The sequence below is a fragment of the Neobacillus sp. Fa239 genome (genome assembly GCF_055395235.1).
The window spans coordinates 3,096,002-3,122,468 of the sequence record NZ_AP041611.1; the positions used below are offsets into that span (position 1 = coordinate 3,096,002).

General features: G+C 39.9%; 26 protein-coding genes and 1 pseudogene. 9 read left to right on the forward strand and 18 right to left on the reverse strand.

The features are described 5' to 3' along the window. Positions 1-49 precede the first annotated feature (49 nt). A complete protein-coding gene (locus tag ACZ5XR_RS15000; RefSeq protein ID WP_464497085.1) occupies positions 50-871 on the reverse strand; it encodes a sensor histidine kinase in 822 nt (273 codons plus the stop codon). 296 nt (positions 872-1,167) lie between these two features. Further along, on the reverse strand, positions 1,168-2,907 hold the full coding sequence (locus ACZ5XR_RS15005; RefSeq protein WP_464497086.1) for a glycosyl hydrolase family 18 protein: 1,740 nt from the start codon (positions 2,905-2,907) through the stop codon (positions 1,168-1,170). Positions 2,908-3,035: 128 nt separating this feature from the next. On the opposite strand from ACZ5XR_RS15005, the gene plsY reads away from it, so the two are divergent. From plsY to ACZ5XR_RS15030, 5 genes are all read left to right on the forward strand, one after another. Continuing rightward, entirely contained in the window at positions 3,036-3,626 is a 591-nt protein-coding gene (gene plsY, locus ACZ5XR_RS15010; protein ID WP_464497087.1) for a glycerol-3-phosphate 1-O-acyltransferase PlsY, read from the forward strand. Between the two features lie 266 nt (positions 3,627-3,892). Then, on the forward strand, positions 3,893-4,063 hold the full coding sequence (locus tag ACZ5XR_RS15015) for a hypothetical protein (RefSeq protein ID WP_464497088.1): 171 nt from the start codon (positions 3,893-3,895) through the stop codon (positions 4,061-4,063). Positions 4,064-4,516: 453 nt separating this feature from the next. Continuing rightward, positions 4,517-5,692: a CapA family protein gene (locus tag ACZ5XR_RS15020; protein WP_464497089.1), complete on the forward strand. Its 1,176-nt coding sequence runs from the start codon at positions 4,517-4,519 to the stop codon at positions 5,690-5,692. 107 nt (positions 5,693-5,799) lie between these two features. Next, the gene (locus tag ACZ5XR_RS15025) at positions 5,800-6,093 is read left to right on the forward strand and encodes a HesB/YadR/YfhF family protein (protein WP_464497090.1); all 294 of its coding nucleotides are present in this window, start codon (positions 5,800-5,802) and stop codon (positions 6,091-6,093) included. Positions 6,094-6,171: 78 nt separating this feature from the next. Continuing rightward, on the forward strand, positions 6,172-7,233 hold the full coding sequence (locus ACZ5XR_RS15030) for a GGDEF domain-containing protein (RefSeq protein ID WP_464497091.1): 1,062 nt from the start codon (positions 6,172-6,174) through the stop codon (positions 7,231-7,233). 49 nt (positions 7,234-7,282) lie between these two features. On the opposite strand, the gene ACZ5XR_RS15035 is transcribed toward ACZ5XR_RS15030, so the two are convergent. The 11 genes from ACZ5XR_RS15035 to acnA form a co-directional block, all read right to left on the reverse strand. Then, positions 7,283-7,618 carry a hypothetical protein gene (locus tag ACZ5XR_RS15035; RefSeq protein WP_464497092.1) on the reverse strand — a complete coding sequence of 112 codons (336 nt, stop codon included), beginning with the start codon at positions 7,616-7,618 and terminating at the stop codon, positions 7,283-7,285. A 25-nt stretch (positions 7,619-7,643) separates the two neighbouring features. Beyond that, positions 7,644-8,072, reverse strand: coding sequence for an acyl-CoA thioesterase (locus ACZ5XR_RS15040; protein ID WP_464497093.1), 429 nt, complete (start codon positions 8,070-8,072; stop codon positions 7,644-7,646). Positions 8,073-8,090: 18 nt separating this feature from the next. Beyond that, positions 8,091-10,400 carry an AAA family ATPase gene (locus tag ACZ5XR_RS15045; protein ID WP_464497094.1) on the reverse strand — a complete coding sequence of 770 codons (2,310 nt, stop codon included), beginning with the start codon at positions 10,398-10,400 and terminating at the stop codon, positions 8,091-8,093. A 114-nt stretch (positions 10,401-10,514) separates the two neighbouring features. Next, complete coding sequence (tlp, locus tag ACZ5XR_RS15050) at positions 10,515-10,730, reverse strand: small acid-soluble spore protein Tlp (protein WP_464497095.1); 216 nt, start codon at positions 10,728-10,730, stop codon at positions 10,515-10,517. Positions 10,731-10,859: 129 nt separating this feature from the next. Continuing rightward, positions 10,860-11,003, reverse strand: coding sequence for an acid-soluble spore protein N (locus ACZ5XR_RS15055; RefSeq protein WP_464497096.1), 144 nt, complete (start codon positions 11,001-11,003; stop codon positions 10,860-10,862). A gap of 68 nt (positions 11,004-11,071) precedes the next feature. Further along, the gene (locus ACZ5XR_RS15060) at positions 11,072-11,203 is read right to left on the reverse strand and encodes an FbpB family small basic protein (protein WP_464497097.1); all 132 of its coding nucleotides are present in this window, start codon (positions 11,201-11,203) and stop codon (positions 11,072-11,074) included. Between the two features lie 149 nt (positions 11,204-11,352). Continuing rightward, on the reverse strand, positions 11,353-11,895 hold the full coding sequence (locus ACZ5XR_RS15065) for a redoxin domain-containing protein (RefSeq protein ID WP_464497098.1): 543 nt from the start codon (positions 11,893-11,895) through the stop codon (positions 11,353-11,355). 147 nt (positions 11,896-12,042) lie between these two features. Continuing rightward, positions 12,043-12,819, reverse strand: a complete 777-nt coding sequence (locus ACZ5XR_RS15070) for a class II aldolase/adducin family protein (RefSeq protein WP_464497099.1) — start codon at positions 12,817-12,819, stop codon at positions 12,043-12,045. A 21-nt stretch (positions 12,820-12,840) separates the two neighbouring features. Next, positions 12,841-13,887, reverse strand: a complete 1,047-nt coding sequence (gene mtnA, locus ACZ5XR_RS15075; protein WP_464497100.1) for an S-methyl-5-thioribose-1-phosphate isomerase — start codon at positions 13,885-13,887, stop codon at positions 12,841-12,843. A gap of 393 nt (positions 13,888-14,280) precedes the next feature. Then, the gene (gene abc-f, locus ACZ5XR_RS15080) at positions 14,281-15,987 is read right to left on the reverse strand and encodes a ribosomal protection-like ABC-F family protein (protein WP_464497101.1); all 1,707 of its coding nucleotides are present in this window, start codon (positions 15,985-15,987) and stop codon (positions 14,281-14,283) included. Between the two features lie 738 nt (positions 15,988-16,725). Then, entirely contained in the window at positions 16,726-19,437 is a 2,712-nt protein-coding gene (acnA, locus tag ACZ5XR_RS15085; RefSeq protein ID WP_464497102.1) for an aconitate hydratase AcnA, read from the reverse strand. Between the two features lie 325 nt (positions 19,438-19,762). Here acnA and sspO point away from each other — a divergent pair, with 325 nt between their 5' ends. Continuing rightward, positions 19,763-19,912 (forward strand): small acid-soluble spore protein O, encoded by a 150-nt coding sequence (sspO, locus tag ACZ5XR_RS15090; protein ID WP_464497104.1) that lies wholly within the window; start codon positions 19,763-19,765, stop codon positions 19,910-19,912. Positions 19,913-19,938: 26 nt separating this feature from the next. On the opposite strand, the gene ACZ5XR_RS15095 is transcribed toward sspO, so the two are convergent. Then, entirely contained in the window at positions 19,939-20,208 is a 270-nt protein-coding gene (locus tag ACZ5XR_RS15095) for a hypothetical protein (RefSeq protein ID WP_464497105.1), read from the reverse strand. Positions 20,209-20,319: 111 nt separating this feature from the next. Here ACZ5XR_RS15095 and ACZ5XR_RS15100 point away from each other — a divergent pair, with 111 nt between their 5' ends. After that, positions 20,320-20,460 (forward strand): small acid-soluble spore protein P, encoded by a 141-nt coding sequence (locus ACZ5XR_RS15100; RefSeq protein WP_198313209.1) that lies wholly within the window; start codon positions 20,320-20,322, stop codon positions 20,458-20,460. Between the two features lie 188 nt (positions 20,461-20,648). On the opposite strand, the gene selA is transcribed toward ACZ5XR_RS15100, so the two are convergent. After that, the gene (gene selA / locus ACZ5XR_RS15105) at positions 20,649-22,064 is read right to left on the reverse strand and encodes an L-seryl-tRNA(Sec) selenium transferase (protein ID WP_464497106.1); all 1,416 of its coding nucleotides are present in this window, start codon (positions 22,062-22,064) and stop codon (positions 20,649-20,651) included. Positions 22,065-22,163: 99 nt separating this feature from the next. Between selA and ACZ5XR_RS15110 the strand changes: the two genes are divergently transcribed. Next, positions 22,164-22,559, forward strand: coding sequence for an Hsp20/alpha crystallin family protein (locus ACZ5XR_RS15110; RefSeq protein WP_464497108.1), 396 nt, complete (start codon positions 22,164-22,166; stop codon positions 22,557-22,559). Between the two features lie 231 nt (positions 22,560-22,790). Here the strand turns inward: ACZ5XR_RS15110 and ACZ5XR_RS15115 are convergent. Further along, positions 22,791-22,976 (reverse strand): annotated as a pseudogene (locus tag ACZ5XR_RS15115) (Rdx family protein); the annotation flags it as partial. 188 nt (positions 22,977-23,164) lie between these two features. Between ACZ5XR_RS15115 and selD the strand changes: the two are divergent. After that, positions 23,165-24,217, forward strand: coding sequence for a selenide, water dikinase SelD (gene selD, locus ACZ5XR_RS15120; protein ID WP_464502333.1), 1,053 nt, complete (start codon positions 23,165-23,167; stop codon positions 24,215-24,217). A gap of 34 nt (positions 24,218-24,251) precedes the next feature. Here the strand turns inward: selD and ACZ5XR_RS15125 are convergent, their stop codons facing one another. Together ACZ5XR_RS15125 and ACZ5XR_RS15130 are read right to left on the reverse strand one after the other, a co-directional pair. Then, complete coding sequence (locus tag ACZ5XR_RS15125) at positions 24,252-25,208, reverse strand: L-threonine 3-dehydrogenase (protein WP_464497109.1); 957 nt, start codon at positions 25,206-25,208, stop codon at positions 24,252-24,254. Between the two features lie 38 nt (positions 25,209-25,246). Further along, positions 25,247-26,440 carry a glycine C-acetyltransferase gene (locus tag ACZ5XR_RS15130; RefSeq protein WP_464497111.1) on the reverse strand — a complete coding sequence of 398 codons (1,194 nt, stop codon included), beginning with the start codon at positions 26,438-26,440 and terminating at the stop codon, positions 25,247-25,249. Positions 26,441-26,467: the final 27 nt, after the last annotated feature.

Here is a 26,467-nt window from a genome sequence, read left to right on the forward strand (position 1 = left end):
TATTTTACCTGTTTTTCCATGGAATACAAAATAAGCGGCTGCTACTCTTTTACACTACAACGGAGCGTGATATGACATCGGCCGTCACCTTTGGCACAAAAAGCCGGAAACGTGCCCCCTCTCCCGTATTTTCAACCTCTACCGTTCCATTCATATTCTCAAGAATCATTCTGGCCATATAAAGGCCTAGACCTGTACCATGAGGCTTCGTTGTGAAATAAGGGTCAAACACCTTAGGGAGAATAGCCGGCTCGATTTCACCGGCATTATCGGTGAATTCAGCCGCTAAATATTCTTCTGTTTCCTTTATTTTAACTAGAATCGTTCGATTTTTTATATCATTTGATACAAAGGCATCTCGAGAATTGGTAAGAATATTAAGGGCAGCCTGACTGTATTCATTTTGGAACCCGTAGGCTTTTTGTTGCCCTCTGTATTCAAATTCCACATGAATATCATGGTTTTTTAGACTATAAGAGAAAATGGACAAGGCGTCCTCAATGGCTTCTGCAACGGAAAAAGAGCTCTTTACTTTATTAGGCCGATAAAATTTTCGGAAATCATTAATCGTCCGTGACATATGTTTTATTTGATTCATGCTTTCTTTTGTAAAGCGGTCAATATATTGGGCATCGATTTCCCCAAATTCCATGGCTTCACTTACATCCTGAATTAAAAGCGAAAGGCTATTCAGCGGCGACCGCCATTGATGACCGATACTTGCCATCATCTCCCCCATAGCTGCCATTCTTGATTGCTGGATCAAAATATGATCTTTTTGCCGATTTTTAGCTACTTCCTCTTGAATTCGTTTTTCAAGCTTTTCCGTGAGGTTCCGGTATCCTTCTTCGCTTACTCTTTGATTTGTCATTCGCTCTCAACCCTTAAAAATATATTTTAAGTTTAAAAAATTCCTAAATATCAGATGTAACTTAGCCACTTTCTTTTGCTTCATGGAAATATGCAATAAAACCGACCACTCGTTATTGTCGAATCGGCCGGCTCACATTCGTATATATTTGTTTAATTAAATTATATTTGGCTATAACAATCGTATCAATCGATTAACAAATGATTTGAAAATTCTCCATATTTTTGTAATAAATTAGCCTTTAATTGTTCTTACTTTTGACTAAAAAAAACCGGCAAGGCCGGTTTCGCATTTCCTTATTTTTTTGTCAAAGCTTTATTGGAATTTAAGTCTAAGGCAGCAAATGCTTTCTGATCTCCAAATAATCTCGCCCACGTGCCTACCCCTGCTAATTGATAGGTTTCTGCCAGGTTTTTCCGTTTGGTTAATGACAGTTGGTCTTCTATCCAGATTTTATACGTGGCCTTTTGCTTTTTATCAACGTATTGGGCAAAATGCTGACCGGTTTTTGGATCATAGACTGGTTTTACTTTTTTCTCTTTCAACCATTCATTCACTTTGTCCATGGAAAGTGCCTTCGCCGAAACCTCTAATGAACCAGCCTTATTTACTTGCTCCTTCCAGAGCCTAGAATACAATGGCACGCCCAGGATGAGATGATTATGTGGAACTTCCTTCAGTAATTTTTGAAGATTGGTCTCCACCCACGGCAAACTGGCTACACTGCCAGACCCAGAATCAGGGCCCCAATGTTCATCATAGGCCATGACCATCAGGTAGTCGGTAATCTTAGCCAGATCATTTCTTTGATAAAAGGATGACCAATTGTTGCCTTCACCGAATGAGAACGTGATGTCCATGGAAACCACTAACCCCGCCTGATGGAAGTAAGGAGTCGCTTCCCTTAATAATTGAGTCACAAGCGCGCCATCCCCAGGTTCTACATTTTCGATATCAAAATTAATCCCCTGTAATTGATACATTTTACTATAAAGTAATAATTGACGAATGATTTTTTGACGAGATTGATAGTCTTTTAATGCTTCATGGGTTAGTTCAGGGTTAAAGGCGTTAGAAAACAATCCCCAAACCTGATAGCCTTTTGATTTAGCCCATTTACTATAATCTAATGAAGCCAGGTTGCTGATGGTTCCATCATTCCCTGCAAGGGTAAACCATGTAGGTGAAACAACATTAATACCGGCCATTTTTTTTATTTTTGAAGTGTCTGGATTATGGTTATATACGGTTTCCCATGTTAACTGGATGGGTCCGTTTAATTTTTTTATAGGAGCTGGTTTGCTCACATGGCTAATCTTGATCGTTTCGGTCTCTTGTTTTTGAACATATTCTTTTTTGATATAACCGCTAATCCCGTTCATTTTACGAACAAGGTAAAATTCTGCTTTCTCTCCTTCAATCCATACAGGCTCGCTTTTCTTCATTTCTGCTGTATATGGTGATTGCCATGATGGTTTTGTACGCAATCTCAGCTTTTCCTGATTAACATCATTTGAGGTTAGTTTACCGGCCACAAGCTTTTCGCCGTTCTTTTGAATCCAGATGGCGCCGCTTTGTGCTAACCTTTTATATTGGATCGGATAATAGGAAAGAATAGGGTCAAGTGCGACATACATTTCTCCATTTTCTGATTTAAATGGTGTGATATGCAGATTTACTGGTTTTTGGTTCACAAAATAGGTTAACGAATCGGTTGGCATTTGTACGACTTTATCGGCTGTAGTGATGATAATCGAGTGTGATTTTTCATCGTAAATAATGCCTTTGTCGATATTTTTTTGTAAAAAGGATACCGGAACAAACAAGGTATTACCTTCGAATATCGCGTTACCCGCCTGATGTCCGTTAAAAAGGATTGGATTTTTCCCTTGAAAATAGTTTTTTTGCTCGTTGGATGCAAATGGATATAAAAATATGAGAATCGAAGAAACAATCAAGATGACAGCTCCTGCTATCCCGCCAACGATCCACTTAGTTGATAGTTTTTGATTATTTTGGTATTCAATTCGTGCCATGTTTCTGTTTTCCCCCTTACGTCTGGAAAGGTCTCTCTTTTTTCTATTAAACAAAAGCAATGATGGTGTTTTCTAAAATCCGTGATAAAATATAAGAACTGGATCTTTAATTAGAAGGAGATATTGTAATGATTCAAATTATTTTTTGTGTGATTGCCGCCTACTTGCTTGGCTCAATCCCATCTGGACTCATCATCGGTAAATTATTTTATAAAACGGATATCCGCCAGCATGGGAGCGGAAATTTAGGCGGAACCAATACCTTTCGGACCTTGGGCGTCAAAGCCGGATTAACCGTTACACTTATGGATATTCTTAAAGGTACATTAGCTGCTTCTTTGCCACATCTTATTCATCTCGATTTACATCCATTATTGGTTGGGGTTTTCGCCATTCTTGGACATACCTATCCCATCTTTGCCGGATTCCGCGGTGGAAAAGCGGTTGCTACCTCTGGAGGCGTATTATTGGCCTATGCACCAATCCTGTTTTTAACTGTCTTGGTTATCTTTTTTATCAGTCTGTACATTACGAAATATGTCTCCCTCTCCTCCATGATTGCTGGCATTTGTGCCATCCTTTATGCAATCATTTTAAGAGGTAGTGACATTCCGTTAATCATTGTTGTCGCATTAATAGCTTCCTTTGTTATATACAGACATCGAGCGAATATTAAACGAATTATCAACAAAACTGAACCGAAAATTAAATGGTTATAAAAGCGAGAGTGAAATACTCTCGTTTTTTTATTTAAACACATGGAGATTGTACCATAAATAAGTGACTATGTTGGAAAGGAAAATCTCCCAATATTTTTTTTGCCCATCAACTTAACGTTTCGGATGGAATATTACGTTTTTCTTTCAATTCTGTGACAGATGATGGCATAAAATCTTCATAAAACCTTCATATAGCCATCAAGAGAATAGTAATTATAGGAGTAAAATAGAAGCAAAGACAACAAGTTTTAAATGGAGGAGATTTTATGCAAAGTCTCAAGGCTCTCTATCATTTTTCTACCACTGTTTCTGATAGCACAGATGTGAATGAATTTATTATCGAATTTTCCAGCGATGACTGCGTGAAAAACAATCCGGTGATCATAACAAAGAATTTTGATGAATTTCTTGATTTTCTTGAGCAAATCGAAGATTAACAAAGAAAAGCGGGGCAGCCTACAAGCTGCTCCGCTTTTCTATTTGGATTAATCGGAAACGATTGTTCCCGCGTTCATCTCTCGCATAATCAAGCTTTGTGTGATCGAAATAATGAAAATCCTTTTCATGGATAATGATGATGACTCCATCAAACTCGAAGGTGAGGTCCCCTTGTATTTTCCGCTCTTCCAGAGACAGATTTAACGTGGGTTCCCCTCAGCCGATTCCCATACTTAACCGCAGATAAAGCACCTCATCAGGTACTTGTCTTTCCGCTTCAATGGTTTTTAATAAATATTGTTTTGCACTTTCTGATATGGCAAACATTTCCCCAGCTCCTAATTTTTTATATCAATAATTTAGAAATAATCGTAAAATATACATAAATATCATATAGCATTGGTTTAGTTTGTAAACGATTTTGCTTATCACTTAATAATTGAGGAGAAATTATGAAGAAAAAAGCCATCATAACATCCATTTTTATCATCATTGTTTGTAGTTTTCTTGCTATCGCCCTTTTTATGCAACAGCAGAAAAATCAAGTTGCAAGCTCAAAGGTCCAACCAAAAGCACAAGTAAAAGTCGTGGAACCGAAACCTCTTAGTTTGCGAAAGGAGACTGTAATTAATAAAAAACTCCAGGAGAAAATAACGATTGGAGCAATTGGGGATATCCTCGTGCATGAAGCGGTTTATAAGGACGCGTTCGATGGACATCACTATAATTTTGACCCGATGTTTGCAAATGTAAAAAGTCTCTTGCAAAAACCAGATGTATTAACAGCCAATCAAGAAAGCACGTTAGGCGGAATCGAGCTGGGACTTTCCACTTATCCGACCTTCAATAGCCCCCATGAGGTGGCTAATGCTCTGGTACATACAGGTGTTGATATTGTGTCAACGGCTAATAACCATTCATTAGACAAGGGTGAAAAAGGAATCGATTCCGAAATGCATTATTTGAATAGCATTGGTTTGCCGCATGTCGGCAGCTTCATGAATGAACAGGATCGCGAAAAATTACGAATCCTCGACAAAAATGGGATTAAAATTGCCTTTCTTGCCTATTCCTATGGAACAAATGGAATCCCAATTCCAGATCACAAGGATTTCTTGGTCAATCTAATTAATCGCAATATTATGCATAAAGAAATCCAGCGGGCTAAAAAAGCAGCAGATGTGGTCGTGATGAGCATCCACTGGGGCATTGAATACCAGAGGGTCCCGAACGAGGAGCAAAAAGAGTTAGCCAGCTTTCTTGCGAATGAAGGGGTAGATGTGATTTTTGGTTCACACCCGCATGTATTGCAGCCAATGGACTGGATTACCCGAAAGGACGGTAAAAAAACCTTTGTGATTTACTCGTTAGGAAATTTTCTTTCTGGCCAAGACGGTGAATATAAGACGATCGGCGGAATGGCAACCATTGATATCACCAAAAATGTTTCCGAAAACGGAAATAACATTATCCTATCGAATCCGGTATTTTATCCTACCTTTGTGTCTAGTCATGATTCTAAACATTTCAGGGTTGTCCCTTTAGAAAAAGCTGGAACATTCGGCTTAGCTAATGCAAAAGTGAAATATCAAGAAATTCAAAAGCATATGAAGCAATGGCTCCATTAATATGGATGCCCCAAGAGGGTCTATTCGGTGGAATCAACTGACTTTTGACGAATTTTCTCAATTTATGTAGTATAATAATATTATCAAGTATTAGAAAGGTGTTACATATGAACATTCAAATTAATAGCGAGGCTGCTGCATGGTATAAGCGGGAACTCGATTTATCAACTGGTGATTTTGTTCGCTTTTATGTCCGCTATGGTGGATGCAGTACCGTCCAAAGTGGTTTTTCCCTGGGCGTTTCCAATGAGGAGCCAGTAGATATGGCCGTTAAAACGGAAAATGACGGTATTACCTTTTATATTGAAGAAAAAGATGTTTGGTATTTTGATGATCATGATCTAGTAATTGACTTTCAAGCCGAACACGGTGAACCAGCCTTTCATTATAAAAAACAATAGCATTATTTTGATTTTGACGCTTCTCGCGTCTTTTTTTTTCAATCCAATCATATTAATATAAGCTTAGGTGATTTCCTTATGGAAGTAGATTTTCAATCATCTTATTTGCAGCGTTTAAAAAAACGCATATATATTTTTATTTTGCCATTAGTCATTATTGCCTTAATGCTAAGCTGGTTTTTGGATGGGATGCATGAAAAACATGATTTTGTTGTTCATACCATTTTCCCGCTGTTAAATATCTGGTTTTTGATTGTATTGATTTTGCTTATCATTAAAGAGGACTTATTACGAGCTATTGAATTGATTTCCTTTGTCCTCTTATCGATCATTTTATTAAGCTGGTTTGCCGACCTGGTATGGCTGAATTCGAGCACAACCTTTATGAGTGGCGGGGGATTGGGAAATTTTTCAAATTGGACCCCTTTATTTTTTATTTATCTTTTTTTAATTTTTAATCGAAAAAAAGCGCTTATTATTTCCATATCTTTGTATCTTCTTTCTGTTATCATTGGAATCGCAGCTTATCCTGGAAATAACGTGGATAAACTCCAAGCTCTAAATACGCTCGCACAGTTTTATGCATCAACAGCTGCCTATATTTTAGCCTTATATTTTCTGCAACATTTAAAGGAAGCCTATATTCAACAGGAAACCATGAATCAGGCGGCCAATACAGACTTTTTAACAGGCTTGCCAAATCGAAGAATGCTTGAAAAAATGGTCGATGACAACCGTTTGGCACCTCTCCCAACCTTTTCTGTGATCCTGTTTGATATCGATTTGTTTAAAGAAATCAATGATACATTTGGTCATGATATTGGTGATTTTGTTCTAAAGGAATTTACCGATCTAGTAAGAAAAAATACGAGGGAAACAGATTTGTTTGGCCGCTGGGGCGGAGAAGAGTTTTTAATTATTGCCACTCATCAGACCCTCGAACAAGCTATGGCTTTGGCCGAAAGGTTAAAGAGTGTATTTTCAACCCATACCTTTTTTGAAGTTACCACAGTGACCGCAAGCTTTGGCGTAGCGGAATGGCAGCCTGGAGAATCAAAAGAAGAACTATTAAAACGCGCCGATATCGCCTTATATCGAGCCAAGGAAAAAGGCAGAAATCTGGTTCAAGCTGCAGAATAGCAAGCGACTGTTTCAATTGGGTCAGACCCCCACTCAATCTATAGCCAATTTATGCTGTGGGGTCTGACCCTTTGTTATGAGACCTATTTTGGTCGTCCCAAATATGTTCAAGAAGGCCTTCCTTCCGTAAAATTTCCTTCTGCCTGCCGCCTATAAGGTCAAAATGGGAATATCCATCCCGGCGATGATGAATCCAGTCTCGTTTTAAACCGTATTTCTTTCCCCATTCCGCCAATTTATTCAGGTCATGACAGCCAACCTTGGTGACCGTTTTCGAATCCGGAAAACGGTCATCAAGCCAATAATGGGTCAAAAAGGCAATTTCGCCCTCATCAATTTTTCTTTTCCATTCTTTCACTTCCTGCCTTTTAAGTCCAAACGCCAACGTAGGTCACCTCGAGTGTAAAGAGTTATTTCTTCTTGATTTCCTCATATTTTAAATGCCAATCCGGGAAAGCCTTCCGAAATGCTGCCGGTTTAAAATCATCTTTCCTTACAATGATATGAGTCGTTTTTCCTTCAACACAAATTTCATCATTTCCGTTGATTACGGTATAACCATAAATGGATTTGATACCATCATTGTATTCAACCCACGTTTTAACGAATCCTTTATCTCCATACCTTAATGGTTTTTTATAGGTGGCTTGAACATCGTATACAGGGGCAAAATAACCAGCCTCCTCCATTGATACATAACTATAACCGATGTCCTCAATCAGACCTGTCCGCCCCAATTCAAAAAACTTTAAATAATTGGCGTGGTAAATAACCCCCATCATATCTGTATCGGCATAATAAAGCTGAATCTCCCTTGTTGAAACAAAATAATTATCCACAATAACCATCCTTTTTTTCTAGATAGAAAGCTTCTCCAAGGCCCTTTTGACGTCCTCAGCCTCAATATAAACCGCTTTTTCCGTTAATTCTTCATCAGATACATGATTCATCAGTCTCATCGCTTGGGCTTGTATCATTTCATCAACTAAATTTGTAGCAAATCGCCCATTTCCATTTACCGGATTTGATTCAATCGTTTTCTTTACTAAAGCTTTTGCGTCTTGAGTCATTTCATATAGGAAGTGTTCGGCATATGCTTCCATAATCGCAAGGAGCTCCTCTACTGAATAATCCGGAAACGGAAAAAATTTCTTAAATCGTGAACGCAGTCCCGGATTGCTCTCGAGCAGATGGTCCATTTCATTTGGGTACCCTGCGAGAATGATGACAAGATTTTCGTTTTGAATGGTCATTTCCTCCACAAGTGTATCGATGACTTCTTTTCCATAATCAGCGCTCGTTTTACTTAGCAAGGAATAGGCTTCATCAATGAATAAAACTCCGCCAAGTGCTTCGCGAATCTTTTTCTTCGTCTTAGAAGCTGTTTGCCCTACATAGCCTGCCACAAAATCAGCCCGGCTTGCCACGATTAAATGCCCTCGTTTTAAAATGCCGCATTCCCTTAGCAGCTCGGCATATATTTTTGCCACCGTTGTTTTCCCGGTTCCAGGGTTCCCCGTAAACACCGAATGAAGTTGAATCGGGACGACCGGCAGCTCTTTTTCTCGGCGAAATTGCTGCATTTTCACAAAGGAAATAAGCATATTGACTTCTTTTTTTATAGAATCGAGCCCAATTAAGCGTTCTAATTTTTCCGAAGCGGATTCACTTACTTCTGTTTTTTCTAAAATAAAGTCTTCCTTATTTAATAATGTTAATTGAAAAAGATCCTGCTCCTCTATCGGCAGCACCGATCCTTTTTTAAAAATGGCATCTAAAACGATATTCCTTACCGTTCTAGCATTCCCGAATGTATCATCCACCCGTTCCTTCTCAAGGCGGTGTGTCAATTCGATTTTCGCTTGATCCGTTACGATGTAATCATTGTCAGCCGCAATTTGTTCTGCTATTTCGATTAATTCCTCATTAGAATAATTCGGCAAGTGAATCAAGTTAGACTGGGGAAAACGGCTCCGTAATCCCGGATTGGCATCTAAAAAGGAGCGCATTTCCTCAGGATATCCAGCTAAAATAACAGCGAATTTTCCACCGTATTCCTTTCCCGTCATGAGTGAAACCAGCGTATCAATCACGGTCTGCCCATAATCGTTCCCAGTCTGCCCTTCTCGCTTCAGACTGTAGGCCTCATCAATAAACAAGACACCGCCGATGGAGCGTTCGACTACAGCCCGGACATTTTCTTCGGTTTGCCCAACAAATGCCCCTACTAATTGTGACCTGTCTGCCTCAATGACATCCTCCCTTGGAAGCACACCAAGTTCGAAATAGATTTTAGCCAAAAGTCGAGCTAAAGTGGTTTTTCCAGTTCCCGGATTTCCTGTTAAAACCATATTCAGACTTAGCTCGTCTTTAATCTGAAAGCCCAATTCCTTTCGGTGTTTTTGATATTTTAAAAATCGGTAAAAAAGATTCACCCGATTTTTCACCATTTCCAAGCCAATCATATCATGAAGCTGCTCCAAGGCATTTTGGTCGGATTTTGCTGCGGTATCTTCCACTTTAAACAGAGCTGCCCACGCTTGTTTCATTTCTCCTATACGAGAAAGATGGATTTTTAAGTCATCAAAATAGGTAGAAGTATGAAAAACACCCGTAATCGATTGATCATACTCGATGGCTGCTTTTAATAGATTTCGGGATTCCTCGATCACCTCAGCCAGCAAATGGTAAAGTGTGCTATATTTTTGCTGAATCTCCGTGTTGTTCAAACGGGAGGATAGATCCACGTTTTCTTTTAGACGAAAAAATTCTTCTTCCGTCTCGGTTAAAAATTCCTGGCAAATTTGTATGTATTCTTCGGCAATTTTCTTTTTAGCCGTACGGTTATCCGTTTCACGAATGGAAGGAAACGTAAGCCGGTCAAGTAAATTTTCATTCTTCTTCCATTCAGATTGAATGAAAAATTCTTTCGCCCTGACATTGCCTGGATCCAATTTAAGCGCATTCTCCATCCAAACAGCGGCAAGAGAATCATGGCTATTTTGCTGTACGCGTGAAAGAGCTGCAATGGATAACAGCTTTGATTGGATGAGAATATTTGGTTCATGTCGAATATCATCAATTAATTGACTTTCATCGGTTATAAAGCCTTTTTCCTTAAATTCATCTTCCCATTTTTTTAGCTGGGCCGGCTGATGCTTGTACATAATATCACTTCTTCATAAAAATTTCCCTTCTATCTTATCATACCTTCCTGCCAGACACTAAAATTAACCCTGCAAAAATAAAGGACCTGTCAATTTAGACAGGCCCCGTATTATTTAAAGTTCGTCTTGAATTTCGGATTTAAAGGATTGAATGCTTTCTTCACGACGTTGATTTTTCGCTTCAATTTGCTGGCGCTGTGTTTCGCTGTCAGTAAATTCGAGTGATGCTTTTGCTTGATGAATATTTTCTTCGGTATTAGAGATCATTTCTTGCAATTTTTCTACATTATCACTACGATCATCTGGATTCGGTTTAGTATTATAGTCCATCTTGCAAATTCCTCCTTGAAATTGTTCATGGTACAGATATAGTTTGTAACGAACCGAAAAAAATATCACAAAAAAATTTTTAATAAAAACAAAAAGAGGATGATTCTTAGCCATCCTCTAAATTCAAGTTTATTCACCTTTAGTTTGGATTACTTGTGCATGTTTACCTGATGTATCCTGCATTTTTTTCCCTTTGTTTCCTCCAAAGGCACGAGGTTGCGTGCCAATATGATTCGGATTAAAGTGTTCAGGTTTTCCATTTCCATTCGTCATTTTATATCCCTCCTCTGTTACATTTTAACCAGATAGGAGGATTTCAATGAATGGTAATCAATGAGAGATTACTCAGCTTTTCCTAAGCGTTTTTGTTCTAATCGTTGTTCGATTTTCTCCATTGCAGCATGATCTTTCATTAATTGATTTTTATTTTCAGAAACAAGTTCTGCAAAAGAACGTTTTCGTGGTTTTCTCATTACAATCACCTTCCTTACAACCAATTCTAACAGTTATTATGTCCTGAAACGATTTCAATTATTACAACTTTTTGAAAATTATATTCTTTTTTATTGATTTAAAGCGCAAAATAATTAAAGCCATTGGATTTCTTCCAATGGCTTTTTGATTACTTAAGGCCCTTTGTAAATTGTCTCATTGAGTCTAGATTCATTGCACCAGTAAATTTATTTTCAATGATTCCCTGACTATTGATGAAATAAGTCGTTGGAATAGATAAGATTTGGTAGGTTTCATTTACCTTGTCATTCGTATCGAGCAGGATTGGAAAAGTGATTCCATTTTTATTCACAAAGCCTTTGACATCTAATTGCGGATCAATATTGACGGCAAGCAGGGTCAGGTTTTTATCTTTCTGCTTATAAAATTTTTCCATTTCAGGCATTTCCGCTTTACATGGCGGGCACCAGGTTGCCCAAAAGTTTAACATGACCTTTTTTCCTTTTAAGTCTGACAGTTTAACTGTTTCACCTGTTAGTGTTTTTAATTCAAAATCAGGAGCCTTCTCACCAACTTTTAATCCTTCCGAAGTAACTGCCTGACTTGCATCTGTATTTGTGATTCCGGGTTCTGTTTTTTTATCCATTGCCTGAACAATCGCAACTGTAAGCAAGGTTATAAGTACGACTGCCGCAATCACCTTTTTTACCATATTCCCGAACCCTCCTTCATGAATGTTATGCTATTTAGATTTTACACTATTAACGAAGTTGAAATAAAGCTTGCCTATGCCAAACTTGTGAACATTTTAATAACATTTTTTCTGAAAATTGAAAAAAAGCAAGCATAACTGCTTGCTTTAACGTTGTTGTTTGATTGCTTCGATCACTTTTTCGACGATACGATTTATATCTTGATCTGTTATCGCCCCTTGACTGACTGTGCCTTTTCTCATGGCATGAATGCCATCAGGCGTTTCAATTCCACGAGGAGAATTTCCTTTGATCCCCATTTTGGTTTTGATCTCAACCAGCCGTTCAACATTTCGGGTGGAAAGCTCGCGATCCCCATTGATTTGTTTGGCAATCCAGTTGATTTTAGCAGTAAATTCCAACGATTCCATTAAATAATAGGCATGTTCAAGGCTGTTTCCCCAGGTCAATGCACCATGATTTTCTAATAATACACCTTGATGGTTATGGACATAATTTTTAACGGCGTTCGGTACTTCCTCTGTCGAAGGTGTCCCGTATTCAGCAACAGGTATCGTCCCAAGGAAAACGACGGATTCGGGCATGATTGCTTGATCCAATGGGATACCGGCAATCGCAAACGCCGTTGCATAGGGTGGATGAACATGGACAACCGCTTGAACATCCGGCCGCTCCTGGTAAACGAGAAGGTGCATTTTCATTTCCGAGGTTGGTTTGTAATTACCTTCCATGACATTTCCTTGCCCATCTACTTTCAAAATCATTTCTGGGGTCATAAACCCTTTGCTCACACCAGTCGGGGTAATAAGAAATTCGTTTTTATTGATTCGAACTGAAATATTGCCATCATTGGCGGCGACAAAGCCTTTATCGTAAGTTCGTTTGCCAATTTCACAAATTTGCTTTTTTAAATCCGTTACCATACACAACCTACTTTCATACGATCATTGAAAAAGTTTTGGCAGCTGTTCTTGATAGTTTCCAGTTAGTATGCCCTTTTCGGTAATGATCGCTGTAATAAGTTCATTCGGTGTAACATCAAAGGCCGGATTGAATACTTTTACGCCTTCAGGTGCTGTCCTTTTTCCAAACCCTTCGGTGATCTCTGCAGCCTCTCGCTCTTCAATAGGAATGTCTGCCCCTGTTTTTGTTTCTAAATCAATCGTGGATATTGGAGCAGCAACATAAAAAGGTATATTATGTGCTTTTGCGAGGAGCGCAACACCGTAGGTACCGATTTTATTCGCTACGTCGCCATTGGCGGCCACTCGGTCACATCCCACGATGACAGCTTGAACCCATCCTTTTTGCATGACCATTGCTGCCATATTATCGGTGATAAGTGTAACATCAATTCCCGCCTGCATAAGCTCCCATGCCGTCAAACGAGCACCCTGCAGGAGCGGCCGCGTTTCATCGGCAAATACTTTAATATCCCATCCTTTTTCTTTCGCCAAATAAAGCGGTGCTAAGGCAGTTCCATATCGTGCTGTTGCAATTCCGCCAGCATTACAATGGGTTAAGATTCCCATCCCATCTTTTAAAAGTGTTAAAGAATGCTCACCAATGGTGCGGCAAACTTCTTCATCTTCATGACGAATTTGGTGGGCTTCTTGTTCAAGGGCTTTTTTAATTTCAGCTACCTGCTGGTTTTTTTCTTTTTGAACTCGTTCATTCATCCGCTTTAGCGCCCAAAATAGGTTAACGGCGGTCGGTCTTGAGGTGGCAAGGTAGTTGGATTGCTTTTTAAAAGCAACATAAAAATCTTCGAATGATTGTTCAGGCGCGTCCTTTATTCCAAGTAATAAGCCATATGCTGCAGCAATTCCTATGGCAGGAGCCCCGCGAACCTTTAATTGTTTGATCGCATCCCAGGCATCCTCGATTTTTGTGATTTCAAGAAATTCGGTTATATTAGGTATCTTGGTTTGATCTAATATTTTTAAAACTCCGTTATCATAGGAAACGGATTGTAAAAAGTCATTTGACACGCTGTCATCTCCTCTAGCTATGTATGGTCTACCATAGTTATTTTAACAATTGGCAGGATATATGCAATAATTTTAGGGTATTTATCTATGGAATAAAGTTCTACGTGCCCGAACCGTCTTGCCTATAAGGAAAAAGGGCGCGTAGAACGGGTCTACGTGACCGAATCGTCTCTCCGACCAAAGAAACGGTTACATAGAAAGAGTCTACGTTCCCGAAATGTTTGGCTGACCAAGAAAGCAGTCACGTAGAAAGGGTCTACGTGACCATAATGCCTTGCCGAACAAGAAAACGGCCACGTAGAACGGGTCTACGTGACCGCAACGGCTCGCCAACCTAGAAATCGGGCACGTATAAATCTCCTATTTGAACAAATTCACTTCTCACATATAAACTTAACTTATTAACTCCTTTTTTTGCCTCAATAGCTCCTTAAATTCCTGATCCAATTCCGCATATTTCGCATCTTTTTGGTCAAGTAGAGATAATTCGCCAAGTACCATTGCAAGTCTATTTTCAAGAACCATTAGGGCCTCTTTCTTGCTCGTTTTATCGGTTTTATCCCTGCTCTGATTGACATATTCCTCCGGACTCATTTCCACTCGTTTTATGGTTTGATTTTTAAAAACTAGTAACCGGTCACAAAGTTTATTTAAGAAATAAAAGTCATGGGAAACCGTTATAATGGTTCCAGTAAACTCGCTCAATGTTTTTTCTAATTGCTCTCTGCTCGGCAAATCAAGGTGATTGGTCGGTTCATCTAAAATAAGAACTTCATAATCCTTCATTAACATGTCAACTAGCTTTACTCTTGTCCTTTCACCTAAGCTAAGGAACCCAATCGGCATTGAAATCTTATCCTCCTTCAAGCCAAGATTGGCTAACAAGGTTCGCGCACGGAAAAGGTCAGTCCTCTCACTTAATCCTAACGCATCAATCGCAGATTTTTCCTCTGGCAGATCATGAACATCCTGACTGAGGTAGGCAATCTTTAATGAATCACTTTTCCACAACTCTCCATTTGATTGAGCCTCTTCTCCAAGAATCATTCGAATTAACGTCGTTTTACCGCAGCCATTTTCTCCAAGCAAACCGATTCGTTCACCATGATTAATATAGAAATGAGAATCCTTAAGAAGGCTCCTGCTCTCGAATGATTTAGTAAGATTTTTCGCTTCGATTAAACGTTTTCCTCTTTTCCCCGAAGAATCAAATTGAAAATTTATCTGCACATCCTCTAATGGTTTCTCGACCTGATGTTTGTCTAACTCGGCATGGAGCCGTTTCATTTTTGACTTCACTTGTTTATCAACCTTTTTCGCTTTCACTCTGTGAAATTCTTTAAAGCCAATTTGCCTTCTTTCCGATGGAGATCCACCTTTGGTTGAATCCCGATGTGCCTTTTCGGACCAATTTTTAAGCTGTTCGACTTGCTGCTCGATTCTTTCCTTTTTTCGCTGTTGAACCGTATATTGATGAAGCTGATTCTCCACACGAAGCTGCTTTTCTTTCTGATACTCACTATAATTACCGTGATAAAAATGAATTTTGCCATTCTCCAATTCAAATATTCGGGTAGCCGTTTGATCTAAGAAATATCGGTCATGTGAGATGATCAGCACTGGTCCATGAAAATTTTTCAGTTCAGCAATTAGCCAGTTGATTCCTTGAAAATCCAAATGATTGGTCGGTTCATCAAGGATTAAGAAATCAGGCTTTGTCGACCAAACCATCGAAAGCGCCAGCTTCAGCTTTTCACCTCCGCTTAAATGCCTCAAACGCTCATCTTCCCATTCATTTACCTTTTTTAAACCAAGCTCACTCGTATATTGTAAAATTTCTTTCTCGTGAACTTTTATTTGACCTACCTGGTAATCAATCGATTGCGTCAAATAACCAATTTTCAAGTCTTTTGACTTTTCGATTACTCCTTTATCAGGTTTTATTTTTCCAAAAAGAATATTCGCAAGCGTTGTCTTACCTGTACCGTTATAACCAACTAAACCAATCCGTTCACCATTTTTTATATCAAAGTTAACATTTTCGAATATTTTTCTTAATTCAAAGCTTTTTTCCAAGCCAGTAACTTTTAAAATGAACATAAAAAAACTCCCTTCAATGAACCTGAAGAGAGTTATGTCATCATAATCGTGCCAAAAAAGGTCAGCAAATAAACCTTATGGTAAAAAACGATTAGGACATAAAAAAGGACAGACTAATCCCATTCTTCAGGTTCAACATTTTTTCGTTATTCGAATCAATGCGCTGAAAAATAAGATTAAAACTTCATTCCTCTTTTACCATTCCTTTTCGTTTGATGCTTCTATTTTATGGGATTAAATTTAACTTTGTCAATGATTTCCTATAAATCACATTTTGGATATGCTTCAGACTATGCAGAGCTCTTCCATTTCCCGTACTAAATCTTTTTGCTCGTATTCGGTCAAAGCAGCCACGTTGCATTGCCCGTTGAAGCTCATTTTACAGGCTTATGGTCAAAGCAGCCACGTTGCATTACCCGTTGAAGCTCATTTTACAGGCTTACGGTCAAAGCAGCCACGTTGCATTGCCCGTTTAAACTCTTTTTACAGGCTTACGGTCAAAGCAGCCACGTTGCATTGCCCGTTTAAACTCTTTTTACAGGCTTACGGTCAAAGCAGCCACGTTGCATTACCCGTTGAAGCTCATTTTACAGGCTTACGGTCAAAGCAGCCCTCCTCTAATACCTGTGGAAGCTCTTTCAACTGGCCGCCGGGCAATGCGACTTCATTATTTTAACCGGATGTGCACTTTATATAACAAAAACACCATGCAAATAATGCATGGTGTCTTTCTCTGGATTAAGCTTCTTGTAATTTTTCACGAAGAACCATTTGCAGGATTCCGCCGTGACGGTAGTAGTCGATTTCAACTTCAGAGTCGAAACGAACAACGACTTCGAATTCTTTTTTGTTTCCAGCTTCGTCTGTAGCTGTAACTTTTAGAAGATCACGTGGTTTTACGTTTTCGTCTACTTGAACTTCGAATGTTTCTTTACCAGTTAAGCCAAGTGTTTCAGAGTTTTCGCCATCTTTAAATTGAAGTGGAAGAACACCCATTAACACAAGGTTTGAACGGTGAATACGCTCAAAGCTTTCGGCAAGTACGGTTTTGATGCCTAAAAGGTTTGTACCTTTCGCAGCCCAGTCACGTGAAGAGCCCATTCCGTAATCCTTACCGGCAAGAACCATCAAGCCTGTGCCGTTTTCTTTGTACTTCATGCAAGCATCATAAATAGAAGTAACTTCGCCTGTTGGCCAGTAAGTAGTGAAGCCACCTTCTGTGCCAGGTGCGATTTGGTTACGGATCCGGATGTTTGCGAATGTTCCACGCATCATGACTTCGTGGTTACCGCGGCGGGAGCCGTAAGAGTTAAAGTCACGAGGCTGAACGCCTTTTTCTAATAGATACTTACCAGCTGGAGTATTTTTACCAATGGCTCCTGCAGGTGAAATATGGTCAGTAGTCACAGAGTCACCGAATTTACCAACGATGCGAAGTCCAGATAATGGCTCAACCTTGCCTGGTTCTTTTGATAAACCTTCAAAGAATGGCGGGTTCGCAATGTAAGTGGATTCTTCATCCCAAGTATATAGCGGCTCATTGCTTGTTTTGATTGCGTTCCAACGCTCGTTGTCGCCGAACACATTAGCATATTCACTGCGGAATAATTCTGGTGTAACCGTACGTTTCACAACATCATTTACTTCTGCAGTGGATGGCCAGATATCCTTAAAGAATACATCATTGCCATCTTTATCTTTTCCGATTGCTTCATTAGCAAAATCAATGTTCACAGTACCTGCAAGGGCATAAGCCACGACAAGTGGTGGTGAAGCAAGATAGTTTGCTTTGACAAGCGGATGGATACGTCCTTCAAAGTTACGGTTACCAGAAAGTACTGATGTAACTAATAGGTCGTTTTCTGCGATTGTTTTTTCGATTTCTTCTTTTAATGGACCGGAGTTTCCGATACAAGTCGTACAGCCGTAACCAACAAGGTTGAAGCCGATTTGTTCTAAGTATGGAAGCAAGCCGGAATCACGAAGGTATCCAGTAACAACTTTAGATCCTGGTGCCAAAGAAGTTTTAACAAACTTAGGTACTTCCATTCCTAATTCCACTGCTTTTTTCGCTACTAAACCTGCGCCAACTAAAACATATGGGTTAGAAGTGTTGGTACAGCTAGTGATAGAAGCAATAGCAACAGCACCTGTTTTAATAGTTGTTTCGTCACCATTATTAAATTTAACTGGAGCGGATTTTTCAAGTTCATCAGCCTGTAAGCCGAACCCTTGGTTTCCTTGTGGTGCAGATACTGCTTTGACAAATTCCTGTTTCATTTTTGAAAGTGGAATCAAATCCTGTGGACGCTTAGGACCAGAAAGATTTGCTTCAATCGCAGTAAGGTCAATTTCAATTACATCTGTATAAACAGGCTCAACAGATGGATCAAAGAAAAGTCCGTTTGCCTTGCAGTATTGTTCAACGACGTTCACTTGTTCTTCTTCGCGGCCAGTTAGGCGCATGTAGTCAAGTGATTCCCCATCGATTGGGAAGAAACCGCAAGTCGCACCATATTCAGGAGCCATGTTTGCAATGGTTGCACGGTCTGCAAGTGGAAGAGTTGAAACACCAGGTCCGAAATATTCAACAAATTTTCCAACTACACCGTGTTTACGAAGTACTTGTGTAACTTTTAACGCAAGGTCTGTCGCTGTAGCACCGTTTGGAAGCTCGCCAACTAATTTAACCCCCACTACCTCTGGAACTGGGAAGTATGAAGGCTGACCAAGCATTCCAGCTTCCGCTTCAATACCGCCAACGCCCCATCCAAGAACGCCAAGTCCATTAATCATCGTAGTGTGAGAGTCAGTTCCTACTAATGTATCAGGGTATGCTTCTAATTCACCGTCCGCATTTTTCCCAACATGAACAACATCGGCCAAATATTCAAGGTTAACTTGGTGAACGATACCAGTTGCTGGTGGAACCGCACGATAGTTGTTAAATGATTTTTGAGCCCAGCTAAGGAACTGATAGCGCTCAGCATTACGTTCAAATTCAAAATCCATGTTAATCTTTAATGCGTCATCACTGCCATAGGCATCAACCTGTACGGAGTGGTCGATAACAAGATCCACTGTTTTTTCAGGATTGATTTTGTCTGGGTCGCCGCCAAGGTCTGCCATTGCTTTTCTTAAGGAAGCAAGGTCTACGACTGCTGGGACCCCCGTGAAGTCTTGAAGGATAACACGAGCTGGCTTAAATGGAACATCCACTTCCTTCAGTTCATCTGTTCCCCATTTTGCTAAGTTTTCAACATGCTCTTTCGTAATAACACGGCCATCGTATTGGCGAAGTACAGATTCAAGTAAAACTTTCACGGAATAAGGCAATTTGGATACTTTCCCAATGCCTGCCTCTTCAAGTGCACTTAAACGAAAATACTGGTAGCTTTTACCGTTTGCTTCAAAAGAAGCATGTGCGTTAAATACGTCATTTTTTACCATGTGTAAAATACCCCCTTAATCGAAATCCCAAATTCAGCGAAAAGTCCAAAAGTTTGAATTTTCCCATCCAACCCTACTTTTCTCACAATTTCAATTTTAATACAACCATTTTCATAAGTAAATAACAAGAAAGTTATTGCGGTTGATAAGTTTTTCTTATATTTTTTACTATTTAAGTTCAAAATATTTTGAAAATCTTGATAAAACTCCACTGCGTTTTTTGGGGAGTTTTATTTTATAACCACTATTATTATGTCAAAAAAACTTTTCGTTGTCATGTTTTCCGGCTTACAGGAAATATTAACTTTATTAGGAGGTGAATGGAATGGCCAAACGAAAATCAACTCATGTCATACCTGGCGCCAATGCTGCTAAATCCCAGGGCCTCGGCGGCGGATTTAGTGAAGAAATTGCAAATGAACCAATGACAGAAAAAGAAAGAATGAATAATAAGAAACGGAAGAAAAATCAGTAAAAGCAGGAGATTTACCCCTGCTTTTTCTATTCCGTTTGATTTACTTCTGTCACCATATTTTGAAGATCCTGCTGGAATCGTTCCAGTTGCGTGCGCTGATGCTCTGAAGCGACTTCTAAGGCGTTTTCGATTTGCTGATACGCTTCGTTGACCTCATCTTTTAAATGTTTAAGCTGATGGCCGTAACTGGCGCTATCATTTACAATATCATAAAAAAGCCCTTGGGCATTTTCATATCCTTGCTGTGCTGCTTGGAATGCTTGCTGTTTATTCTTATGGTAAGGATTTTTTTGCATGAATAGTCTCACTCCTTCATTTTGTATACCGTTAAATTGCACAGAACACGAAAAAATATTCAGCATAAAAAGTCGCCGGCACTGCATCCTAACTAATGAGGAGGGATGAAAATGGTCAACAAAAATGATGGTAAAGATATGCGTAAAAATGCCACGAAGCAATCTGGTCAGCCGGAACCGATGAGCGGCTCCCATAAAGTAAAAAATCGCAACCATACCCGGGCAAAACATAATTCGCATCATGATATGTAAACTGGAATTCGGGTCATTCTTTCGGATTGGATGATGATTCAGTGGGATTTTGAAATAATTCCTCGAATCATAATGATAATTCCGCAGGATTTTGAAATAATTCCGCAAATTTGGATAGTAATTCCGCGGGTTTCGCAAATAATTCCGCAGATTAAGGGATATAAACATAAAAAAAAGCCCCTCTTCTATTAAGAGGGGTCAACTTTTATCAATGCCTCCATTAACTGAACTTCTTCTTCGGGAGTGACCGTCCTTAGGTCAAGGATGAATTCGTCCTTTTGAATCCGCCCGACCACTGCAGGCTTTGCTTCGATTCGCAGCTTTTTAGCAAGCTGTTCAGCTGTTAAACAACGGTGCCTTAATGAAATGACCATTGTTGGGAGCTCCACATCCGGCATCGTTCCTCCGCCAACCTGACTGGTTCCAGGAAAAATTTTTGCAGAAAATTTGCTTGTCTCCCTAAGAAGTCGGGAAACAAAATTCTTTGCCCGTTCGTCTAATTGAGTATCAGAAACTAAAAGATCTCGAATGGCAGGAATACCTTGAAGTCCATTTTCTCCTCGAACATAATCAATCAACGTACCCTCCAGTGCCGCAAGAGTCATTTTATCGACCCGCACCACCCTGGCTAGCTGGTGCCTTTTCAACTGGTCAATGATCGCTTTTTTGCCGGCAATAATTCCGGCTTGCGGCCCGCCGAGAAGCTTGTCTCCACTAAAGCTAACTAGATCAGCACCCCTTTCGATGACTTCTTTTACAACGGGTTCTTCACCAATTCCATGGCTCCGGAAATCGAAAAGTGCTCCGCTTCCCAGGTCTTCATAATAAATAACTTGATCAAGTTTTCTGGTTAATGCAACTAGGTCCTCTGTTTCGACTGATTTAGTAAACCCTATCACTTTAAAATTGCTTGTGTGAACTTTCATCATAATGGCGGTTTCGGGCGTTACGGCATTCTCATAATCATGAAGATGAGTCTTGTTCGTTGTGCCGACCTCCACAAGTTTCGCTCCACTCTCTTCCATTATCGATGAAATCCGAAACGATCCACCGATTTCAACTAGCTGCCCTCGTGAGACAATGACTTCTTTATTTTCAGCGAGCGTTCGCAAAACAAGATAGACTGCCGCAGCATTATTATTGACGACCATCGCCGCTTCTGCACCGGTGATTTCCTGTAAAAGGGCTTCAACATGACTGTGTCTGGACCCCCGTTCTCCTTCTTCCAGTCTATACTCTAAATTAGAGTAGTACCGGACCGTTTCGACCACATGCTTTATCGCGCTGTCACTTAATCTTGCTCTTCCGAGATTTGTATGTAAAATGGTACCTGTTGCGTTGATGACTTGTTTTAAGGTATATGAAAATTGCTTTTCAATTTTTCCTGAAAGCATCGTAAAGATATCTTCAATAAACTCTGTTGTGCCGGGTCTGGCACCTGGCCAGGTGTCTTGTTTAATTTTCTCCCTAATCTGTTCTAGGACGTCTTTTAATGATTTTGTTACTTGAAGAGAGTCTATATGATTCTTTTCAAGCAGAGTGAGAAACTGTTCATGTTTTTGCAACTCATGGACAGCAGGAATGGCGCGCAAATTGTCTTTCACATAAAAAACTCCTTCATTCTTACTACTTAATACCTATTATAACATGTTTCACATTTCACGTTGAGGTGAATAAAATGAACCGTGCAAGGGGGAATTGACATGAACCGAAAAAAGGATGAGGAGTCGTCCGTTGATGTGAATCAAGTGGATAAATGGTTGGAGAACTATTTCCTTGATCCGCTTACATCGTATTGCGATGTAACACAATTTCGAATAGATCTATATGAAACGGAAAAGGACTGGATTGTTGAAGCCGTGCTAGAAGATTACCATTCAGCGGATATTACCGTGAAAGCTGAGGACAAAAAGCTGATTATTACTGCCCAAAAACAGCTGAGGAATGTACCCTGCCAAAAAAGAGTTCGAACGATTGACTTCCCCTTTTCAATTATTAGACAAAAAATAACAGCTTTTTTTTCAAATGGAATTGTAGAGGTATTTATTTCTAAAACAGATAAAGGCTTAGGTAAAAATCGCTTTATTACTCTGCCCTAGAAGAGTGGTTGATTTCCGCTCCGGGCGCTCGCTTTCCGCGGGGAGGTCCGGGAGCCTCCTCAGCGCTTTAGGCGCCTGCGGGGTCTCCCGTGACCTCTTCATCCCGCAGGAGTCGAGCGCCCTCCGCTCCTATCAACAGTTGTGAAAAATCAGCATTCGCCTTCTTTTTTAATATCAGTTTACATAATATTAATACGGTAAATAAAAAAAGAGGGTTTTCAATCCTCTTTTTTAAAGCGCTTCCATTTGTTTGATTACTTCATCTGTATCTGGAAAAAGACCGGTTTCATCTTTGGAGTAGATTTTTTGCCCATTTACGGTTACTTCAAAAACACCGCCGGATGCAGGGATTAGCTCCATTTTGGTTATATAGCGATTAAAATGTGTAAATAGCTCTTCCGCGAAACTCGCGGCTTTTGGTGCATAGTTTCATTGCATGCAAAATTCAACGATTACCTGGTAATTTTTCATTTTGACCCTCCTATTTTGTTACATCAAGATAGTAAAAATATTCTACCCCATCATATAAACTACCGCAAATATTTAGCTCGATTCATGTGCATTTTTTTTAAAAGAGTTATACTATAAAAGTGGAGGTGGACATGATGAGTGATCAAGAGAAAATTCGCCTGACTTCTTTATCAACAAAAGCTGGTTGAGGCTGTAAAATCGGTCCTGAGGACCTGGCGCAAGTTTTGCGTCATTTACCAAAACAAGACCCTGTTCCCGAATTGCTGGTGGGACATGAAACATCAGATGATGCGGGCGTGTATCGCTTAACAGATAGTATTGCCCTTATTCAAACAATAGATTATTTTACGCCGATCGTGGATGACCCGTATATGTTTGGACAAATTGCTGCGGCCAATGCCCTTAGCGATGTTTATGCCATGGGTGGTGAGCCAAAAACTGCTCTGAATATTGTCGGCTACCCGATCAAGAAGCTGGGACCTGATATGCTCTCTGATATTTTACGCGGCGCTGCAGATAAGGTTAAAGAAGCAGGTGCCTTAACAGTAGGAGGACATTCCATAGATGATCAAGAGCCAAAATTTGGTCTTTCCGTTACAGGAATCGTTCATCCGGATAAAGTGTGGAGAAATGTTGGAGCCGAACCTGGTGATGTACTTGTCATAACAAAACCGATTGGTGTCGGAATTCTAACTACCGGGATCAAAAGAAGTGCCGTATCCCCTCTGCAAGAGCAAACTGTGACCGAAACGATGGCCATGCTGAATAAAACAGCGGCTAAAGTTTTAACAGAGTTTCATCCTCATGCTGTCACAGATATAACCGGATTTGGCTTGCTGGGCCATGGCAGTGAAATGGCTCGCGGCAGCGAGGTTAGTTTCGAAATTTCCTTCTCTCAAGTCCCGATTTTGGAAGGAGCAGTGGAATTAGCCAGAGATGGAATCGTTCCAGGTGGTTCGAAATCGAATCATAAATGGTTGAGTGATGATGTTGAATATCAGGAGATTCTGCCTGAAGAACAGCTCGTCCTATGTGATGCCATTACTTCCGGCGGGCTTTTCGTATCCATGAGCGAGGAAGAAGCCATAACCTACATAGAAAAACTTCATGCACAGGGGTTATCCATTGCTTCCATCATCGGCCGTGTCAAAGAGAAAAAAGAGAAACTAATTTATGTGAAAAAATAACAGCGAAGCATCGTAATGCTTCGCTGTTTTTTGCTTATGAAATTTTTAAAATTTGCTGACGTAATTTTTCTAACATATCTGTCGTCATTTTTGCTAAATCGTAATCGTATTTAAAGCCCCATTCTTCTTTTGCCGCTGTTGCATCTATGGAGTTTGGCCAGCTTTCAGCAATTTCTTGGCGAACAGGGTCCACATCATAGCTCATTTTAAAATTCGGGATATGTTTGGCAATTTCTCGAGCAATTTGATCAGGCTCAAAGCTCATTGCCGTAATGTTGAAAGCATTCCGGTGAATCAATTTGCTTGCGTCTGCTTCCATTAAATCGATGATGGCATTAAGAGCATCCGGCATATACATCATATCCATGTAAGTGCCTTTACCAATATAAGAAGTATATCGGCCATTTTTAACGGCTTCATAGTAAATTTCAACGGCATAGTCTGTGGTTCCGCCGCCTGGTAAGGTCACATAGGAAATTAACCCTGGGAATCTTACTCCGCGTGTATCAACACCAAACTTGTGGAAATAGTAATCAGCTAATAATTCCCCGGCTACTTTGTTTACCCCGTACATGGTTGTTGGGCGCATAATCGTATCCTGTGGTGTTTGATCCTTTGGTGTAGTTGGTCCAAAGGCACCAATCGAGCTAGGCGTGAAAAATTGGCCATTGACTTCTCTAGCCGTTTCCAGCGCATTTAATAGACCGCCCATATTTAAATTCCAGGCAAAAACAGGTTTTGCTTCAGCTGTAGCGGATAACAGAGCAGCTAAATGCATCACGGTATCTACTTTATATTTTTTGGCGATTTCAACCATTCTTTTGCCATCGGTTACATCCAATAGTTCAAATGGTCCGCTTTCGACCGCAGCACCTGATGTCTTTTTAATATCGGTTGCGATGACATTATCAGTACCATAAGTTTCTCTTAACTTCATCGTAAGCTCTGAACCAATTTGCCCTAAGGCACCTGTGATTAAAATGCGTTTCATTTCTTCTCCGTCCTCTTCATGTTTGTAGATTTTATATGTTATGAAATAATTCCCATTTCCTTACCGACTTTTTCATAAATGGCAATGGCTTGATCAAGCATTTCCTTTGTATGGGCAGCTGTTGGCATATTCCGTACTCGGCCAGTACCTTTTGGAACGGTTGGGAATACAATTGCTTTCGCATAAACTCCCTCTTCATTTAAGCGTTTACTAAATTGTTGAGCGGTCGTTTCTTCCCCAATGATACAAGGCGTAATCGGTGTTTCACTGTTTCCAATATTGAAACCTAATTCCTTTAATCCTTTTTTCAAATAGTTGCCGTTTTCCCAAAGCTTTTGGTTAAGTTCTGTGCTTTCCATCAAAATTTCAATGGACTTCTTACTTGCCGCCACATCAGCAGGAGTTAAGGATGTTGAAAATAAGAACGGACGGCTGCGGACCTTCAACCAATCAATCAGATTTTTCCTTCCTGCAACATAGCCGCCGACAACGCCGATTGCCTTTGAAAGTGTTCCAATTTGGAAATCAATTTTATCGGAAAGTCCGAAATGTTTAACGGTTCCGGCACCATCACCTAGAACGCCTGAGCCATGCGCATCGTCGACATATGTAATCAAATCAAATTCTTCGGCGATTTTGACGATTTCAGGTAACAGCGCAACGTCTCCATCCATGGAAAATACACCGTCTGTAATAACCATGATTTTATTGTAAAGTCCTGATTCCTTTGCTTCCTTTGCTTTTGCCCGTAAATCTTCCATATCAGAATGGTTGACACGGATAATTTTTGCTTTTGATAAACGGCAGCCATCAATAATAGAAGCATGGTTTAATTCATCCGATAAGATCGCATCGTTTTTATCCATAACAGCTGAAATCGCCGCCATGTTACAATTGAAACCGGATTGGTAGGCAATGGCCGCTTCAGTATGTTTAAATTCTGCCAGCTTTTCTTCTAATTCGACATGGAGCTTTAAAGTACCGTTAATGGTCCGAACTGCCCCTGCCCCCACGCCATATTGTTCAATCGCTTCGCTTGCTGCTTTTTTCAAGCGTTCATCGGTTGCGAGACCCAAATAATTGTTTGAAGAAAGGTTCACTAATTGCTTGCCGTTGATCGTAATCATTGGACCATTCGGGCTTTCTAACGGATCTATCACATTATAAAGGCCTTTTCCTTTTAAATCTTCAAGGTTTTCATGTAAAAATTGCTCCAAAATATGACTGGACATTTCGAGTCCCCCTTCATTCATCATGTC